At 73.2% G+C, this 17,406-nt stretch carries 12 protein-coding genes and 1 tRNA gene; 9 read left to right on the forward strand and 4 right to left on the reverse strand.

The window, feature by feature from the left end; genetic code table 11:
* Window positions 1-70 precede the first annotated feature (70 nt).
* The 4 genes from NLU66_RS09890 (at window position 71) to pabB (ending at window position 4,055) form a co-directional block, all read left to right on the forward strand.
* Window positions 71-143, forward strand: a tRNA-Arg gene (locus NLU66_RS09890).
* 165 nt (window positions 144-308) lie between these two features.
* The gene (locus tag NLU66_RS09895; protein ID WP_259359540.1) at window positions 309-1,289 is read left to right on the forward strand and encodes a hypothetical protein; all 981 of its coding nucleotides are present in this window, start codon (window positions 309-311) and stop codon (window positions 1,287-1,289) included.
* The gene (locus NLU66_RS09900; RefSeq protein ID WP_259359541.1) at window positions 1,286-2,143 is read left to right on the forward strand and encodes a hypothetical protein; all 858 of its coding nucleotides are present in this window, start codon (window positions 1,286-1,288) and stop codon (window positions 2,141-2,143) included. The genes NLU66_RS09895 and NLU66_RS09900 overlap by 4 nt, the downstream gene beginning before the upstream one ends.
* A 40-nt stretch (window positions 2,144-2,183) precedes the next feature.
* Window positions 2,184-4,055 carry an aminodeoxychorismate synthase component I gene (pabB, locus tag NLU66_RS09905; protein WP_259359542.1) on the forward strand — a complete coding sequence of 624 codons (1,872 nt, stop codon included), beginning with the start codon at window positions 2,184-2,186 and terminating at the stop codon, window positions 4,053-4,055.
* Window positions 4,056-4,065: 10 nt separating this feature from the next.
* On the opposite strand, the gene NLU66_RS09910 is transcribed toward pabB, so the two are convergent.
* The gene (locus NLU66_RS09910) at window positions 4,066-6,357 is read right to left on the reverse strand and encodes a bifunctional alpha,alpha-trehalose-phosphate synthase (UDP-forming)/trehalose-phosphatase (RefSeq protein WP_259359543.1); all 2,292 of its coding nucleotides are present in this window, start codon (window positions 6,355-6,357) and stop codon (window positions 4,066-4,068) included.
* Window positions 6,358-6,643: 286 nt separating this feature from the next.
* Between NLU66_RS09910 and lysA the strand changes: the two genes are divergently transcribed.
* The 5 genes from lysA to rho all read left to right on the forward strand — a co-directional run bounded on the left by lysA (window position 6,644) and on the right by rho (window position 13,910).
* Window positions 6,644-8,056 (forward strand): diaminopimelate decarboxylase, encoded by a 1,413-nt coding sequence (gene lysA / locus NLU66_RS09915; protein ID WP_259359544.1) that lies wholly within the window; start codon window positions 6,644-6,646, stop codon window positions 8,054-8,056.
* Window positions 8,057-8,180: 124 nt separating this feature from the next.
* A complete protein-coding gene (locus NLU66_RS09920; RefSeq protein ID WP_137770473.1) occupies window positions 8,181-9,518 on the forward strand; it encodes a homoserine dehydrogenase in 1,338 nt (445 codons plus the stop codon).
* 5 nt (window positions 9,519-9,523) lie between these two features.
* The gene (gene thrC, locus NLU66_RS09925; RefSeq protein WP_259359545.1) at window positions 9,524-10,582 is read left to right on the forward strand and encodes a threonine synthase; all 1,059 of its coding nucleotides are present in this window, start codon (window positions 9,524-9,526) and stop codon (window positions 10,580-10,582) included.
* The gene (gene thrB / locus NLU66_RS09930) at window positions 10,579-11,505 is read left to right on the forward strand and encodes a homoserine kinase (protein ID WP_259359546.1); all 927 of its coding nucleotides are present in this window, start codon (window positions 10,579-10,581) and stop codon (window positions 11,503-11,505) included. The genes thrC and thrB overlap by 4 nt, the downstream gene beginning before the upstream one ends.
* Window positions 11,506-11,849: 344 nt before the next feature.
* The gene (rho, locus tag NLU66_RS09935) at window positions 11,850-13,910 is read left to right on the forward strand and encodes a transcription termination factor Rho (protein ID WP_259359547.1); all 2,061 of its coding nucleotides are present in this window, start codon (window positions 11,850-11,852) and stop codon (window positions 13,908-13,910) included.
* Window positions 13,911-14,011: 101 nt separating this feature from the next.
* On the opposite strand, the gene NLU66_RS09940 is transcribed toward rho, so the two are convergent.
* From NLU66_RS09940 to NLU66_RS09950, 3 genes are read right to left on the reverse strand one after another with little or no spacing between them, the layout of a single operon-like run.
* On the reverse strand, window positions 14,012-14,917 hold the full coding sequence (locus tag NLU66_RS09940; RefSeq protein WP_137770477.1) for a carbohydrate ABC transporter permease: 906 nt from the start codon (window positions 14,915-14,917) through the stop codon (window positions 14,012-14,014).
* Entirely contained in the window at window positions 14,914-15,909 is a 996-nt protein-coding gene (locus NLU66_RS09945) for a carbohydrate ABC transporter permease (RefSeq protein WP_259359548.1), read from the reverse strand. The genes NLU66_RS09940 and NLU66_RS09945 overlap by 4 nt, the downstream gene beginning before the upstream one ends.
* Window positions 15,906-17,192, reverse strand: coding sequence for an ABC transporter substrate-binding protein (locus NLU66_RS09950; RefSeq protein ID WP_259359549.1), 1,287 nt, complete (start codon window positions 17,190-17,192; stop codon window positions 15,906-15,908). Before NLU66_RS09950 ends, NLU66_RS09945 begins: the two co-directional genes overlap by 4 nt.
* Window positions 17,193-17,406: the final 214 nt, after the last annotated feature.

Genomic DNA, 17,406 nt, shown 5'->3' on the forward strand with positions numbered 1-17,406 from the left:
TCACTCCCTCGGCCCTGCAGGGCCCGCGCGGTCCGCTCGGGCCGCACGGCTTGCTAGGATGCCGGAGTCGGCCCGCGTAGCTCAGTGGATAGAGCGTCTGCCTCCGGAGCAGAAGGTCGTAGGTTCGAATCCTGTCGCGGGCACCCCTGACCCCGTCCGCCGGCCCTCGTGGCCGGAGGGCGGGGTCCTCTGCATGTCGGGACGGGTCCGTGTCGCAGCGCCCCGCGGACCGATCGTGCGGGTGCCGATTCCCCCGGGGGGCGGCGCTCGTACACAATGGCCGGGACATCGACCCCGAGGAGCGTGGCATGGACCGCATCGGCAGCACCGAGGAGGGCGGCGACGCCGTCGGCCCCTCGGGCGAGCTCGGCGAGGAGCTGCTCTTCGCCGACCGGCTGCGCCGCGCGATCGCGCGGAAGGGCCTCGGGCTCGAACGCCTCTCCGCACGGCTCGAGGAGCGGGGGATCTCCTGCTCCGCCTCCACCATCAGCCTGTGGCGCAACGGCTACACCCGGCCCCGACGGTACGAGGCCCAGCGCGCGGTCCACGCCCTCGAGCAGCTGCTGGACACCGAGCCCGGCTACCTCACGCAGGCTCCCCATCCGATCCTGGTGGGCTCCTCGCTGTGGTGGGAGCAGGAGGCCCCCGCCGAGAAGGTCTTCCACGAGGGCGCGGAGTTCAAACGGGCCGCGGAGAGCCTCGGCATCACCTCGAACACCGAGATGCAGCGGCTCGCCATGACCGACGTGGCGCAGTACGACGAGCAGGGCCGCTTCACCGGCAGCCGCTGCCAGATGGTGCTCCAGGCGGCCCGCAGCGGCGCCGAGCGGCTCGTCATCGGGACCTACACGAACGGCTCCGTCCGCGAGGCGGGAGGGCTGCGCGTGCTCGAGGCGAGCTCGGGCGCCCGGCTGGGCCGTCGCCGGGTGAGCCGCAGCACCGGCCAGGTCGTCAGCGAGCTGCTGCTGGACGCCCCGCTGCGACGCGGGGAGATGACGATGATCGAGTACGAGATCGTCCCCGTGCAGGGCCCCGAGCCCCGGGCCGACGGACCGCAGAACCACGAGCTGCGCGCCGCGCACCCGCTCGGGAGGCTCGTGCTCGGAGTGGACTTCCACCCCGATGCGGTGCCCGAGCGGATCGACGTCATCGAGGACCCGACGGCCGAGAACCCGGAGGGACGCTCCCGCAGGGCCGCACGCCTCCAGGGGACGCGTGCGCTCGCCACACGCTCGGACCTGGTGCAGGGTGGGCTCCGCATCGAGTGGTCATGGGGGGAGCAGGCATGAAGGACGGGGCACAGCGGTTCGCCGAGCGGCTCGACGCGGCGATCTCGGCGATGGGCATCTCGGTGCGTGCGCTCGCGGCCGAGTGCGAGCGGCAGGGGGCGCCGGTCTCGGCGCCCACCCTCCGCTCCTGGGCGCGGGGGACGTCCCTGCCGCACCGCCGGAGCTCCTTCGCGATCGTCGACGTGCTCGAGGGGGTGCTGGGCCTCGACCCCGGGGAGCTGCGCCAGAACCTGCAGGGCGAGCGGGCCCAGCAGGGCGGTGAGACGCTCTTCTTCTCCCGCATCCGCGAGGACCTCGACGCGCTCCGGGAGCGTCACGGCGCCGCCGGGGCGGAGGATCTCGAGGTCGAGCTGATCTCCTCCGTCCTCCACCTGCGCGACAGCGGCGAGTCCGTGGTCCGGCACCGGGTGCTGTTCACCGCCGTTCGCGAGGGTGTGGCGCGGGTGGTGCTCCCGCTGCACCGCAGCGGCCGCGCGCTCGGCGAGATCGAGGCCTCCGGCGGCGAGATCCTCGCCTCCGGCCCCCTCGGCGGCGAGTACCTCGGGATCGTCGTCGAGTTTCCGCGGGCGCTCGAGCCCCAGGAGCCGGCGCTCGTCGAGGTCGCCGTCTCCACGATGGTCCGCGCGGATCAGCCGGGCCGGTTCTGCGCCATCGCCCTCGACCCCGCCGAGGCGATCGTCGCGGGCGTGACCAGCCCCGGGATCCTCCCGGTGGAGGTGCGATGCCGCCGGACCGACGTCGACGAGGACGGCCCCCGGGTGCGCGAGGAGCTCGTCGAGCTGCTGCCCGGGGCCACGGGCACCCAGGCGGCCGCGCGGCGCGTGCACGGCACCGAGATGAGCGTCTCCTGGTGACCGCCGGAGGGCGGGCCGTGATCGAGCCACCCCCGTGGTCATGACCGCCGCACCCCGCGCCCGCTTCGAGGACCCCGTGACCGGGGAGGTGCTGCAGCTGAGCGAGGCGCGGGAGGAGATCGTCGCCCGCACCCCGGACCAGGTGCTCCCCGCCCTGCGCGCCGTGCAGGCGCGGGTCGACGCCGGGGCCTGGGCGGCCGGCATGATCGCCTACGAGGCCGCGCCCGGGCTGGACCCGGCGCTGACGGTCGCGCCCGGCCCGGCCCCGCTGCCGCTCGTGTGGTTCGTCGTCGCCGACGCCCCCGATCAGCAGGACGTGGCCCGCGCTCCCCGCGCACGCGGGGACTACCGCACCGGGCCGTGGACGCCGCGGTGGAGCGCGGCCGAGCACGCGAGCGCCGTCGACGCCGTCCGTGAGGCGATCGCCGAGGGGACCACCTACCAGGCGAACCTCACGACCCGCCTCGACGGCCGGATCGAGGGGGACCTGCTCGCCTGCCACCGCGATCTCCTCGACCGCCAGCGGACGCGCCACGGCGCCTACCTGGACCTGGGGAGCCATGTCGTGCTCGGAGCGAGCCCCGAGCTGTTCGTGCGGCGCGAGGGGGACCGGCTCACGACCCGGCCGATGAAGGGCACGGCGCCCCGGGGGAGCGGCCCCGCCGCGGACGCCGCCGCCCGCGCCCACCTCCTGCGCAGCCCCAAGGAGCGGGCGGAGAACATCATGATCGTCGACCTGCTGCGCAACGACCTGGCCCGCTGCGCCGAGCCCGGCACGGTCGCGGTGCCCGCGCTGCTGGATGCCGAGCCCTATCCCACGCTGTGGCAGATGACGAGCACCGTCACGGCCAGAGCCGCCGCCGGGACCGGGCTCGCCGAGGCCATGACGGCGCTGTTCCCGTGCGGCTCGATCACGGGCGCGCCGAAGGCCGCGACGACGGCGCTGCTCGCCCGGCTCGAGGACGGCCCGCGCGGCGCCTACTGCGGCGCGATCGGCTGGATGGCGCCGGCGCGCGACACCCCGGATGGTCGGCGGCCGGCGAGCAGCTCCTTCTCCGTCGCGATCCGCACGATCGTCGTGGACCGGGCCGACGGCGCCGCGACCTACGGCGTGGGCAGCGGGATCACGTGGGCCTCGGAGGCGGCCGCGGAGTGGGAGGAGCTGCAGGTGAAGGCCCGGGTGCTCGAGGCGATCACGCCGCGTCCGGCGAATCGGCCCCGTCCCGGGACGACGTCCGCTCCCGTCGTGCCGGTCGCCGACGGGGGTGCGGCGCCGGATCCCGCGGGCTTCGCGCTCCTGGAGACGCTCGCGGCGCGCGGAGGACGACCGCAGCACCTCGAGGCCCACCTGGACCGGCTGGAGTCCTTCGCGGCGGAGCTCATGATCCCCTGCGACCGCGCCGCCCTCGCGGAGCAGCTGCGGGAGCGCGCCCGCGCGGCGGGGGAGCAGGGGGCGGTGCTCCGGCTCGCGCTCGGCCTCGACGGCGCGGCCACGCTCACCGAGCGCCCGCTGCCCGCGCCGTCCGAGGGCCCGGTGCTGCTCGTGCTCGACGACGAGGTCCAGGACCCGGACTCCCCGGCGCTCCGGCACAAGAGCACCGACCGGGCGCATCTGGAGCGGGCGCTCGAGCGGGCTCGCCGGCGATCACCGGCGGTCCAGGACGTGCTCCTGCGCGGGCGGGACGGCCGGGTCACCGAGTCCACGATCGCGACGCTGATCGCCCGCATCGACGGGTCCTGGTGGACCCCGCCGCTCGAGGACGGCTGCCTCCCCGGGGTGGGGAGACGGCTCGCCCTCGAGGCGGGGGAGATCCACGAGCGCCCCCTCGCCGAGGCGGATCTGCGCGCGGCGGAGGGGATCGCCCTGCTCAGCAGCGTCCGCGGTCGACGACCCGCACGGCTCCTGGGCTGAGCCGTCCCGCTCAGCCGCGGGCGCGACGCAGCGCGGCGAGGTGGGTGAGCAGCTCGCGCACCTGCGCGGTGCCCTCCACGCGCAGCCCGGCGCCCGTGTCCCCGGGACCCACCTTGATGCCGAGGTCGTCGTCGCCGAGCTGGTCGAAGACCGTCTCGTCGGTGACGTCGTCGCCCAGGTAGAGCCAGGCGTCCGCCGCGCTCGCGCGGGCGAGGGCCTCGATCGCCACGCCCTTGTTCGCGTCCACGACGGAGAACTCGACGACCTCCTTGCCGGGGGTCACGGTGACGTCCGGGAGGCTCAGGGCGTACTCGAGCGCTGCCTCGGTCGCGTTCCCGGCGCCGCGGCCCCGGGCGCGGCGGGTGTGCAGCACGGCCGCCGCGGGCTTCGTCTCCACCTCCGCGCCCGGGTTCGCGCTCGCGATCCGGTGCAGGGCGCGGGTGATCGACTCGAGCAGCAGCTCCTTCTGCGGCGACATGGTCAGCGCGAAGGAGTCCAGCACCTCCGCGTGCATCCACGGCGGCAGGGCACCGACCTCCGCGCCGTGCGAGCCCACGAGCACGACCGAGCTCGGCATGCGCGTGTGGTGGTCGAGGTTCGTCAGCGAGCGCCCGGAGACGAGCGCCACGGAGACGCCCGGCATCTCCGAGAGCTCGCGGAGGGCGCCGATCGCCTCGGGATCGGCCTGCACGGCGTCCCGCTCGGCGACGATCGGTGCGAGGACGCCGTCGAAGTCGCTCGCGACGAGGATGCGGGGGACCTCCGCGAAGGTCCGCAGGCTCGCCTCGAGCTCGGCCTCGGGGGTGGGCGTCTCCCCGGTGAGCCGGATCCGGCGGGTGGTGATCTCGTCCCGGCCCACGGCCTCGAGCTCGTCGAGGAAGGCGTGGGCCCAGGCCTGCACGTCGTGGTCCATGACCTGGCGGCGCAGGGACGTCATCGCCTCGCGCTGCTCGTCCTCGCCCATCGCGAGGGCCCGCAGGATCGAGGACTTCAGCTCGTCGATGTCGTGGGGGTTCACGCGCAGCGCGGCCCGCAGCTCGTCCGCGGCGCCCGCGAACTCGGAGAGGACGAGCACGCCCTGCTCGTCGGGACGCGAGGCGACGTACTCCTTCGCCACGAGGTTCATGCCGTCGCGCAGGGCGGTCACGAGGACGACGTCGGCCGCCATGTAGAGGGCGGTCATGTCGCGGCGGTCGAAGGAGCGGTGCTGGTAGGAGATCGCGGGCCGGCCGATCGGCGCATGGTCGCCGTTGATCCGCCCGACGGTCAGCTCGACCTCGTCGCGCAGCTGCCGGTACGCGTCCACCCGCTCGCGGGACGGCGTCGCGACCTGGATCATGACGGCGTCGCGGGGGTCGATCGCACCGTCGGCCAGGAGCTCGCCCCAGGCCTTCAGCCGGTGCCGGATGCCCTTGGTGTAGTCCAGGCGGTCCACGCCGAGGACGATCTTGGCGGGATCGCCCATGTCCGCGCGCAGCTGCCGCGCGCGCTCCTGGATGTCCGGGTCCTCGGTGAGGTCGGAGACGGACTGCGAGTCGATCGAGATCGGGAAGGTGCGCGCCTGGACCTCACGGGAGGGGGCGGTGCCGAGCCCGGGCACCGTGATCGTCTGGCCGTCGGTGTGGTAGCCGAGGAGCTTGCGCACGGCGGCCACGAAGTTCAGCGTGTCCCCCTCGCGCTGGAAGCCGAGGACGTCCGCGCCGAGCAGCCCGCGCAGGATCTGGTTGCGCTTGGGGAGCTGGCTGAACAGCTCGACCGGGGGGAAGGGGATGTGGTTGAAGAACCCGATGCGCGCGTCGGGCCGGGTCTCGCGGATCATCGCGGGCACGAGCTGCAGCTGGTAGTCGTGCACCCAGACGATGCCGCCCGGGGCGGCGACCTCAGCGGCCGCGCGGGCGAAGCGGCGGTTGACGCTCTGGTAGTCGTCCCACCAGGTGCGGTGGAACTCGGGGTCGACGATGACGTCGTGGTAGAGCGGCCACAGGGTCGCGTTGGAGAAGCCCTCGTAGTAGCGCTCGACCTCGTGGCCGTCGAGCGGGACGGGGTAGAGGTGCATGCCGTCCGCGACGAAGGGGGAGGGGGCCTCGCCCGTGCCGCCGGCCCAGCCCACCCAGGCGCCCGAGTCCACCGTGCGCATGACCGACTCCATCGCCGTGACCAGGCCGCCGGGGCTCGTCACCCACTCGGTCGCGCCGTCGGGGAGGGTCCGGGAGTCGACGGGGAGGCGGTTGGCGACGACGACGAGCTCGTGGCCGGCCTCCGGTCGCCGATCGTCCTCGGGGCCGGTCTGGGGATCGGGCATGGGAGCTCCTCCGTGTCGGGCCGGTGCGTGCGGGGCCACGCTATCAAGTGCGATGCCTCACGCGGACAGCGGGAGCGCGGCGCCGGAGGCGAGCCGGCAACGTCATGACCTGCGCGGACGGGCGGCGATGCGCGGGGCTCTGCGGGGCCGGGCGCAGCCGGGGCGGGCCGTCGGCCGGACGGTCGGGGCGCGCCGGCGACGCCGCCGTCTAGGGTCGTGGCGTCGCCCCCGGTGACCCCGCCCCACCCCGCGATCCCCGCCCCCGCAGACATCAAGGAGCAGCCCCATGCGCGCCCACGAAGCCGGAGCCCTCCACGGCAACGACGCCGCCCCCACCTGGCTCCCTTTCCCCACCGACGTCAACGCGCTGATCCCCGGGCTGTGGTCGCGCACCACCGTGCGCGGGGCCGACGGCGCCCTCGAGGTGGGCGGCGTGAGCGTCACCCGGATCGCCGAGGAGGTGGGCACCCCCGCCTTCGTCCTGGACGAGGACGACTTCCGCGAGCGCGCCCGCGGCTTCCGCGACGCCTTCGCGGAGGCGTTCCGCCCGCATGCCGGCGCCCAGGTCTACTACGCGGGCAAGGCGTTCCTGTGCGGCGCCGTCGCCCGCTGGGTGCAGGAGGACGGCCTCGGCCTGGACGTCTGCACCGGCGGCGAGCTCGCCGTGGCGCTGCGCGCGGGCTTCCCCGCCGAGCGGATCGCCCTGCACGGCAACAACAAGTCCGACGCCGAGCTGCGCCGTGCGATCGAGGTCGGGGTGGGCCGCATCGTCGCCGACTCCCTCGACGAGATCGCCCGCATCGACGCGCTCTCCGCCGAGGCGGGGACCACGACCGCCGTCATGCTCCGCGTGACCACGGGCGTCGAGGCGCACACCCACGAGTTCATCGCGACCGCGCACGAGGACCAGAAGTTCGGCCTCTCCCTGAGCGGCGGCCGGGCCTTCGAGGGCGTGCGGGACGTGCTCGCGGCGGAGCACCTCGAGCTCGTGGGCCTGCACTCGCACATCGGCTCCCAGATCTTCGACACGGGTGGCTTCGAGGTCGCGGCGCGGCGCGTGCTGGACCTCGTCGCGCAGGTGCGCGACGAGCTCGGGCACACGATCACCCAGCTCGACCTCGGCGGCGGCTTCGGCGTCATGTACAACACCCAGCACACCCCCTCGACGCCCGAGGCACTCGCCGCGGGCATCGCGGGCATCGTCGAGAAGCAGTGCCACGAGCTCGAGCTCGACGTGCCGCACGTGTCCTTCGAGCCGGGGCGCGCGATCGCCGGCCCCTCCACGCAGACCCTCTACGGCGTGGGCACCGTGAAGGACGTGAGCCTCGGCGGCCCGCACCACCGCGTCTACGTCTCCGTCGACGGCGGGATGAGCGACAACATCCGCACCGCGCTCTACGACGCGGACTACTCGTGCCTGCTCGCCTCCCGCGTCTCGGGGGAGCGGCCCGAGGTGGTGCGCGTCGTCGGCAAGCACTGCGAGAGCGGGGACATCGTCGTCAAGGACGAGTACATGCCGGCGGACGTCCGCCGCGGGGACCTCGTCTCGGTGCCCGTGACCGGCGCCTACTGCTACTCCCTCGCCTCGAACTACAACCACGTGCCGCGCCCCCCGGTGGTCGCGGTCAAGGACGGCGAGCTGCGCACCCTCGTGCGCCGCGAGACGGAGGACGACCTCCTCGCCCTCGACATCGGCTGAGGCGGCGTGCGTCCGGGGAGCGCGTCTCATGCGTTCATCCCCGGACATCCGCCCGGCACCTGCTCGGATACAGTGCCGTGTGCCTCCCAGGCCGCCCCTGGACCCCGCGGAAGGACTTCACCCCATGGTCTCCACGACCCCCTCGCCCTCCGATCAGCTCCCCGCCCTGCGCGTCGCCGTGCTCGGCGCCGGGACCGTCGGGACCGAGGTCATCCGCCTGATCACGCAGCAGGGCGAGGACCTCGCCCAGCGCATCGGCGCCCGCCTCGAGCTGATCGGCGTCGCCGTGCGGGACGCCGAGCGCGACCGCGGCCCGCACGTGGACGCCGCCCTGCTCACCACGGAGCCGAGCGCCCTCGTGCGCGAGGCCGATCTGGTCATCGAGGTGATGGGCGGCATCGAGCCCGCCCGCGGGCTGCTGCTCGAGGCGATGGCGCACGGCGCGAGCGTCGTGACCGCGAACAAGGCGCTGCTCGCGCAGGACGCCGCCTCCCTCTACGAGGCGGCGGACGAGCACGGGGTGGACATCTACTTCGAGGCCGCCGTGGCCGGGGCGATCCCGATCGTCCGTCCGGTGCGCGAGTCCCTCGCGGGCGACCGCGTCCAGCGTGTGCTCGGCATCGTCAACGGCACCACGAACTACATCCTCGACGCGATGGCGAGCACCGGCGCGGGCTTCGACGACGCGCTCGCCTCCGCCCAGGAGCTCGGCTACGCCGAGGCGGATCCGACGGCCGACGTCGAGGGCCACGACGCCGCCGCGAAGGCCTCGATCCTCGCCTCCCTCGCCTTCCACACGCGCGTCGGCATCGGCGACGTGCACTGCGAGGGCATCACCGCGGTCTCGGCCCAGGACATCGCCGCGGCCGCCCGCATGGGCCGCACCATCAAGCTGCTCTCGATCGTCGAGCGCATCGAGGACGGCACCGAGGAGCGGGTCTCCGCCCGCGTCTACCCGGCCCTCATCCCGGACTCCCACCCCCTCGCCTCCGTCGCCGAGGCGTACAACGCGGTCTTCGTCGAGGCGGAGGCCGCCGGCTCCCTCATGTTCTACGGGCAGGGCGCCGGCGGTGCGCCCACGGCCTCCGCGGTCATGGGCGACGTCGTCTCCGCCGCCCGCCACCGGGTCTCCGGCGGAGTGGGGCCCCGCGAGTCGAACTACGCGGACCTCCCGGTCGCCTCGATCGACGAGCTGCGCAGCGCCTTCTACGTCTCCCTGACGGTGCAGGACCGGCCCGGCGTGCTCGCCGAGATCGCCGGCACCCTCTCCCGCCACGGCATCTCGATCTCCACGATCCACCAGGAGCTCCTCGCGGCCGACGAGGACGCCCCGGGTCGCGCGCACATCGGCATCACCTCGCACCGGGCGCTCGAGTCCGCGATGACCGCCGCGCTCGACGACTTCTCCTCCACCTCCACCGTCCTGTCCATCGACTCCGTCCTGCGCATCGAAGGAGAATGACCCGCATGGCACACCAGTGGCGCGGCGTCCTCGCCGAGTACTCCGATCACCTGCCCTTCTCCTCCACGGACACGCTGCTGAGCCTCGGTGAGGGCGGGACCCCGCTCGTCGCCGCGCCCGCGCTGTCGGCGAAGGTCGGGGCCGAGGTCCACATCAAGGTCGAGGGCCAGAACCCGACGGGCTCCTTCAAGGACCGCGGCATGGTCTCCGCGATGTCGAAGGCGCTGAACGACGGGGCGACCACCGTCGTCTGCGCGTCGACGGGCAACACCTCCGCCTCCGCCGCGGCCTACGCGGCCGCCGCCGGCCTCACCTGCGTGGTGCTGCTGCCCGAAGGCAAGATCGCCGCGGGCAAGCTCGCCCAGGCCGTCGTCCACGGGGCGAAGCTCGTGCAGGTGCAGGGCAACTTCGACGACTGCCTCGAGATCGCGCGCAAGCTCGACGCCGAGCACCCCGTCGAGCTCGTGAACTCGGTGAACCCCTACCGCCTGCAGGGGCAGAAGACGGCCGCCTTCGAGATCGTCGACGCGCTCGGCGGTGCTCCCGACCTCCACCTGCTGCCGGTGGGCAACGCGGGCAACATCTCCGCCTACTGGATGGGCTACCAGGAGTACCGCGAGAAGGGGATCTCGGACTCCGTGCCGCGCATGTGGGGCTTCCAGGCCGCGGGCGCCGCGCCCTTCGTCGCCGGCCGCCCGATCCTCGACCCGGAGACGGTCGCGACCGCGATCCGGATCGGAGCCCCCGCGTCGTGGGACCTCGCCGTCGCCGCGCGCGACGACTCCGGCGGCAGCATCGACGCCGTGACCGACGAGCAGATCCTCGCCGCGCAGGCCCTCCTCGCCGCCGAGGTCGGGATCTTCGTCGAGCCGGCCTCCGCGGCGGGCGTCGCGGGACTGCTGCAGAAGGCCGAGCAGGGCCTGGTCCCCGCCGGCGCACGGATCGTCATCACCGTGACCGGCAACGGGCTCAAGGACGTGGACACCGCGCTCAGCGGCCGCGATCTCACGCCGACCGTCATCCCCGTGGACATCTCCGCGGCCGCGGAGGCCATGGGGCTGTGAGGATCGAGCACACCCGGGTGCGGGTGCAGGTCCCCGCGACCTCCGCGAACCTGGGGCCGGGCTTCGACGCGCTGGGCCTGGCCCTCGATCTCGTCGACGACCTCGAGCTCGAGGCGACCACGGGCGGCGTGGAGGTCCTCGCCGAGGGCGAGGGCGCCGGCTCCGTGCCGACGGGGGAGGAGCACCTGGTGGTGCGCGCCCTGCGACGCGGCCTCGACCATGCGGGCGCCCCGCAGGTCGGCGTGCGTCTGCGCACCCGCAATCGCATCCCGCACGGCCGCGGCCTCGGCTCGAGCGCCGCGGCGACGGTCGCGGGCCTGCTGCTCGCCCGCGGGCTGCTCGCGGATCCCGCGGCGCTCGACGACGACGCGGTGCTCCAGCTCGCGACCGCCTTCGAGGGCCATCCCGACAACGCCGCGCCCGCGCTGCTCGGCGGGGCGGTGCTCTCCTGGACGGAGGCCTCGCGCGGCGAGGAGCGGGCCCGCGCCGTGAACTTGGCGCTGCACGGGGAGGCGCTGCGACCCCTCGTGCTGCTTCCCCGCACCACCCTCGCGACCCATCAGGCCCGCGGCCTGCTGCCCGAGGAGGTCCCGCACGGCGACGCGGCATTCAACGCCTCGCGCGCGGCGCTGCTCGTGCACGCCCTGGCCACGGATCCCTCGCTGCTGCTCACGGCGACCGAGGACCGCCTGCACCAGGAGCAGCGGGCACCCGGGATGCCGGAGAGCGTCGAGCTGCTGCGGGTGCTCCGCCAGGAGGGGCACCCCGCGGTGATCTCCGGGGCCGGCCCCTCGCTGCTCGTGCTGCGCGGCGACCGCGCGGAGGTCGCGCAGCTCGTGCGGCGCGTGGTCGCCGAGCCCGCCGCCTGGCGCATCGCGGCCGTGCCGCTGCGCGAGGACGGCGCCCGCTGTGTGGTAGATTGACCGCGCGTCCAGGCGGCGAAGACCGCGGGCGGGCTGGCACCACACCCCGTACCCGACGTCTCCGATGCTCCCGTCAGCTCTCTGAGAGTTCAGTTTCCTGACTGCACCGCCTGCCCCGTGCCCCGCAGGATCTCGCGCATCGCATCTTCGCGCGCACCCCTGCGCTCCGGCGCCGGCGCACCCCCAGAACCATCCCGCAGGCCGGTCCCCGATGCCCCGCACCGCTGACCAGGCACCTGCCCGCCGAGTCCCGGCCCCTCTGCCGGCGCACGCCCCAGCCCCGGGCCTCGGCCCATGCTGATCCACACGGGACCGCACGACGGTCCGACGAGGAAGGACATCGGGTGAACGACACCACCCCCACCGCAGGCGGATCCTCGGATCTCGCCGCGAAGAAGCTCCCCGAGCTGCGAGCTCTCGCCGCCGAGCGCGGCATCCGCGGCGCCGGCCGCCTCCGCAAGGGCGAGCTCGTCGAGGCCATCCGCACGGGTCGTGTGCCCGCGGCGGCCTCCGAGGCCGCGGCGCCGCAGTCCGCGCCGCGCGAGCAGCGCGCCCCGCGCGAGGAGCGACCCGCCCGTGAGGAGCGCGGCGCCTCCCAGCAGTCGGCGCCCGAGCTCGCGATCCGCCTGCCCGAGGGTGGCGAGCGTCGTGACGAGCAGGGTGCCCGCGAGGGTCGTCGCTCCCGCGCCGGCCGCTCCGGCGGTGAGAACCAGGACCGCGGCGCGCAGTCCGCGGAGTCGACGTCGGCCCCCGCCGATGCGCCCTCCGGCGAGTCCGCCCCCTCCGGCCGCGGCGACCGCTCCGGCTCGCGCGGTGAGCGACAGGACCGCGGTGAGCGTCAGGACCGCAACGATCGTCAGGACCGCGGCGACCGCCAGGATCGCAACGACCGTCAGGACCGCGGCGACCGCGGCCAGCAGCGCGGTGACCGCCCGGCGCGCGTCGAGGACATCGAGCTCCCGGACCGCTCCGGCGAGTCCGACGACCGCGACCGCGACCGCGGCGGCCAGGACGACGACGACCGCCGCTCCCGCGGCCGCAGCCGCACCCGGTCGCGCGACCGCAAGCGTCGCGGCCGCGGCCAGAACGACCAGGGCCAGGGCAACCAGGGCGGCTACGGCAACCAGGGAGGCCAGGGCAACCAGGGCGGTCAGCGCGGCGACGACCGCCAGGACGACCAGCTGCGCGACGGCGAGGAGCTCGTCTCCGTGGCCGGCATCCTCGACATCCGTGACAACAACGCCTACGTGCGCACCACCGGCTACCTCCCCGGTCCGAGCGACGTGCACGTGAGCATCAACCAGGTGCGCAAGTACGGCCTGCGCAAGGGCGATGCGCTCACCGGTCTCGTCAAGGCCCCCCGCGACGGCGAGGAGCAGCAGCACGTCGAGCAGCAGTACTCCGGCGGCCGCAACCGCCGCGGCAAGGGCGGCAACCAGGGCAAGGGCAACTACTCCTCGCTCGTCCAGGTCGACGCGATCAACGGCATGACCCCCGAGCGGGCCCGCCAGCGCGTGGACTTCGGCAAGCTCACCCCGCTCTACCCGGACTCCCGGCTGCGCCTGGAGACCACGGGCACCTCCGTCGCCCCGCGGATCATCGATCTCGTCTCGCCGATCGGCAAGGGCCAGCGCGGCCTCATCGTCGCGCCGCCGAAGGCCGGCAAGACGATCATCATGCAGCAGATCGCGAACGCGATCACCCAGAACAACCCGGAGGTCCACCTCATGGTGGTGCTCGTCGACGAGCGCCCCGAGGAGGTCACCGACATGCAGCGCACGGTCAAGGGTGAGGTCATCGCCTCGACCTTCGACCGCCCCGCCTCGGACCACACGATCGTCGCCGAGCTCGCCATCGAGCGGGCCAAGCGCCTCGTGGAGATGGGCCGCGACGTCGTCGTGCTGCTGGACTCCCTCACCCGCCTCTCGCGCGCCTACAACCTCGCGGCGCCCGCCTCGGGCCGCATCCTCTCCGGCGGTGTCGACGCCTCGGCGCTCTACCCGCCCAAGCGGTTCTTCGGCGCGGCGCGCAACATCGAGAACGGCGGCTCGCTGACGATCCTCGCCTCGGCGCTCGTCGAGACGGGCTCGAAGATGGACGAGGTGATCTTCGAGGAGTTCAAGGGCACCGGCAACATGGAGCTGCGGCTGTCCCGCCACCTCGCGGACAAGCGCATCTTCCCGGCCGTGGACGTCAACGGCTCCGGCACCCGCCGCGAGGAGGAGCTCATGGGCAAGGAGGAGCTCGCGATCATGTGGAAGCTCCGCCGCGTGCTCGGCTCCCTCGAGCAGCAGCAGGCGCTCGAGCTGCTCCTGGAGCGGGTCAAGAAGACCCAGTCCAACACCGAGTTCCTCATGACGGTCCAGAAGAACACGCCGAGCGTCGGCCAGCGCACCGCCGACTGACCTCGCCCCGCACGGCCGACGGGCCGTCCCGCACCACCTCGCGGTGGTCCGGGACGGCCCGTCGGCCGTTCTGCCGGGGGAGGGGATCCGGCCCCCGTCCCTCAGCCCTTGAGGGCGCCCGCGGCGATGTTCGCGATGAAGTGCCGCGAGCCGATGATGAACACACCGATCAGCGGGAGCACGCTGACGAGCGCTCCCGCCATCACCATCCCGTAGTCGGTGAGGTAGAGGGAGTTGAGGTTCTGCAGGGCGGTCTGCAGGGTCTGCCTGCCCGGATTCACGAGCACGATGAGCGGCCACACGTAGTCGTTCCAGGCGGTGATGAAGGTGAAGATGCCGAGGAACGCGAGACCGCCGCGCATCATCGGCACGCCGATTCGCCAGTAGGTGGTGAAGAACCCGGCCCCGTCGATGCGCGCGGACTCGACGAGCTCGTGGGGGATCGACCCCGCCGCCATCTGGCGCAGCAGGAAGATGCCGAAGGCGTTCGCGGCGCCCGGCACGATGAGCGCCTGCAGCGTGCCCACCCAGCCGATCGAGGACATGAGCATGAAGCTCGGCACGAGCGAGAGGCTGCCCGGGATGAGGAACGTCGCGAGCATGAGCACGAACAGCACGTTGCGGCCCGGGAAGTCGTACTTCGCGAACGCGAAGGCGGCGAGCGAGTCGAAGAACATGACGAGCACCGCGCAGAGCGTCGAGACGATGATCGTGTTCAGCAGCGCGCCGAGGATGTCGACGCTCGAGAACAGGTTCTGCAGGTTCGTCACGAGCGAGTCGCTGGGCCACAGCCGGGGCGGGTAGCCGAAGATCTCCCCGGTCGTCGAGGTCGACATGACCGCGAGCCAGTAGAACGGGAAGACGGACAGCAGCACGCCCACGAGGATCAGCACATGGGTGAGGACCTTCTCGACACGGTCCGCGAGGATCGCGCGGCGATCGCCGGCGGTGCGGCGCGCGGCGGGGGCGGGGCCCGCGGCGGTGCGGGTGGGGTCGGCGGTGGTCATGAGCGCGCTCCCTTCGAGCGGCGGGCGGCGCGCGGCGTGCGGTCACGCTCGCTGAGCAGGCGCCAGTTGATGATCGCGAAGATCGAGGCCATGACGAACAGGGCCCACGCGATCGCGGAGCCGTAGCCGAAGTCGAACTGGGTGAAGGCCTGGTTGTACTGGTAGAGCACGATCGTCATGCCGGCCTCGCCCACGCCGCCCTCGTTGCCGAGCAGCACCTGCGGCTCCGTGAACAGGCTCAGCCCGCCCACGGTCGAGGTGATGACGGTGAAGAGGATGACCGGTCGCAGCATCGGCACGGTGACCCGGGTGAAGATCTGCCAGGTCGAGGCGCCGTCCATCTTCGCGGCGTCGTAGAGGTCCGTGGGGATCGACTGCAGACCGGCGAGGTAGATGATCGCGTTGTAGCCGGTGAAGCGCCAGATCACCATGACGGCGATCGTCACCTTGATGCCCCAGCTGCTCGAGAGCCACGGGATCGAGTCCGCGCCGATCGCCGTGAGCGCGGAGTTGACGAGGCCGAAGGAGTCGGAGAAGACCGAGCCGAACACGATCGCCATGGCGACCATGGAGGTGACGTTCGGGAGGAAGAACGCGACGCGGTAGATGCCGCGCAGGCGGATGTTCTGGTGGAGCAGGAAGGCGATCCCGAGCGCGAGCGCGAGCATCGGCACCGTGGAGAGGAACCAGATGATGAAGGTGTTCCCCACGGCGTTCCAGAATCGGCTGTCCTGGATCAGGTAGGCGTACTGTGCGAGCCCCGCGAACTCGATCTTCCCCATGCCGTCCCAGTTCGTGAAGGACAGGACGATGGAGAAGAGGATCGGGAAGAGGCCGAAGACCAGGAACAGCACGTAGAAGGGGCTGATCGCGAGGTACTGGGGCCAGTGCGCGCGCACGGCGCGCCAGCCCTTCTCGTGGCTGCGGGGGACGGCCGCGTCGGTCCGGCGGGCTCCCGCGGCCGTGGGGGCGATGGGCGTGGTGGCGCTCATGAGAGCACTCCTCTCTTGGTGAGGACCTTCTTCGCGGCGGCGACGGCGTCGTCCCACGCGGCGTCGGGGTCCTTTCCGGAGGACTCGACGTTGTCGAGCTCGAGGGCGAAGCTCCCGGAGACGAGCGACTCCCAGGTGGAGATGAAGGAGCTGGGCACGGACTCCGCGGCCTTCGAGAAGAAGGCGAGCGGGTCCTGGTCGCCGAAGAAGTCCCCGGAGTAGCTCAGCGAGTCGAAGGAGGCGGGGCAGGAGGGGAAGAGCTGGACGTCCTCGTAGGCGCGGGCCTGGTTCTCGGGGGTGTTGATCCAGCGGATGAAGGCCATGGCGGCCTCGGGGTCCTTGCAGGTCCGGGGGATCGCGGCGAAGGAGCCGCCGGAGTTGCCGGGGCGCACGGGCTGCTCGGCGAGGCGCCACAGGCCGGCGGTGTCCGGGGCGGACTCCTGGAGGATCTGCGCCCACCAGGCGGCGTTGATGTGGCCGGCGGTGGAGCCGTTGGACCAGGCGGCGTTCTGGTCCGGGCCGCGGGCGTCGGGGATGCCGGCGGTGATCCCGGCCTCGATCGCGGCGACGGCCGTCGTCCAGGCCTCGCGCACGGCGGAGCCGTCCTCGAGGTAGAGCGGGGCGTCGTCCTCGTCGAGGTAGCGCTCGGGGCTCGCGTTGAGGAACTGGTCGTAGACGTGGCGGCCGGTGTTGACGAGCTTGGCCTTCGTCGCGCCGAGCAGCTCAGTGCCGAGCGCGATCCAGTCCTCCCAGGTGGTGACGGCGGCGGAGACCTCCTCGGGGGAGGTGGGGAGGCCGGCCTTCTCGAAGACGTCCTGGCGGTAGTAGAAGCCGGTGGGGCCGATGTCCAGCGGGAAGAAGCAGAAGCGTCCCTCCGGTGTGGTCCCGAGGTCCCACTTCCAGGGGTAGTAGTCGCCCTTGACCTCGTCGGCCCCGAGCTCGGTCATGTCGAGGAACTGGTCCTCGTTGCGGAAGTAGAGGGCGTTGTTGGAGTTGATGTAGGTGATGTCGGGGATGTAGGCGCCGCCGGCGAGGCTCGTGCGCAGCTTCGTGTCGAAGGTGGTGCCGATGACGTCCGCCCGCACGTGGGAGTCCGATCCGGGGATGGAGGTCGCGGCCTCCTCGAGCAGCTCGGGGCTCGCCGAGCGGTTCCAGTACCAGAGCACGAGCTCGTGGGGGTCGTCCGAGATCGACGCGTTCGAGCCGCAGGCGGAGAGGCCTGCGGCGCCGAGGCCCGCGAGTCCTGCGGCCTGCAGCAGCCGTCGTCGTGTGGGTGGTGTCATGGGCGCTCCTCGTCCTTGAGGTCCTGCGCCGTGAGCGTTCACGGCTGGGAGGACAGTGGCACCGGGGCGGCCGCGTGTCAAGCATCACGTCGCGGACCGACGGGGCGGCGGCCGCTCCGGGGGAGCCGTGGTGAGCTCGTGCGGCCCGGTGCGGCGGCGCCATGGTGGGGAGCGCGTTGCCCCGTCGGCGGAGGACGTGTAGCGTCGTCCATGG

The organism is Brachybacterium sp. NBEC-018 (assembly GCF_024860185.1).
Lineage (GTDB): Bacteria > Actinomycetota > Actinomycetes > Actinomycetales > Dermabacteraceae > Brachybacterium > Brachybacterium rhamnosum.

What these genes read in the sequence shown, in the direction of transcription:
- lysA (WP_259359544.1), top strand. Translation starts at nt 6,644, where the DNA reads ATGCGCGCCCACGAAGCCGGAGCCCTCCACGGCAACGACGCCGCCCCC.
- pabB (WP_259359542.1), top strand. Translation starts at nt 2,184, where the DNA reads ATGACCGCCGCACCCCGCGCCCGCTTCGAGGACCCCGTGACCGGGGAG.
- NLU66_RS09920 (WP_137770473.1), top strand. Translation starts at nt 8,181, where the DNA reads ATGGTCTCCACGACCCCCTCGCCCTCCGATCAGCTCCCCGCCCTGCGC.
- NLU66_RS09945 (WP_259359548.1), bottom strand. Translation starts at nt 15,909, where the DNA reads ATGAGCGCCACCACGCCCATCGCCCCCACGGCCGCGGGAGCCCGCCGG.
- thrC (WP_259359545.1), top strand. Translation starts at nt 9,524, where the DNA reads ATGGCACACCAGTGGCGCGGCGTCCTCGCCGAGTACTCCGATCACCTG.
- NLU66_RS09910 (WP_259359543.1), bottom strand. Translation starts at nt 6,357, where the DNA reads ATGCCCGATCCCCAGACCGGCCCCGAGGACGATCGGCGACCGGAGGCC.
- NLU66_RS09940 (WP_137770477.1), bottom strand. Translation starts at nt 14,917, where the DNA reads ATGACCACCGCCGACCCCACCCGCACCGCCGCGGGCCCCGCCCCCGCC.
- NLU66_RS09895 (WP_259359540.1), top strand. Translation starts at nt 309, where the DNA reads ATGGACCGCATCGGCAGCACCGAGGAGGGCGGCGACGCCGTCGGCCCC.
- NLU66_RS09900 (WP_259359541.1), top strand. Translation starts at nt 1,286, where the DNA reads ATGAAGGACGGGGCACAGCGGTTCGCCGAGCGGCTCGACGCGGCGATC.
- NLU66_RS09950 (WP_259359549.1), bottom strand. Translation starts at nt 17,192, where the DNA reads ATGACACCACCCACACGACGACGGCTGCTGCAGGCCGCAGGACTCGCG.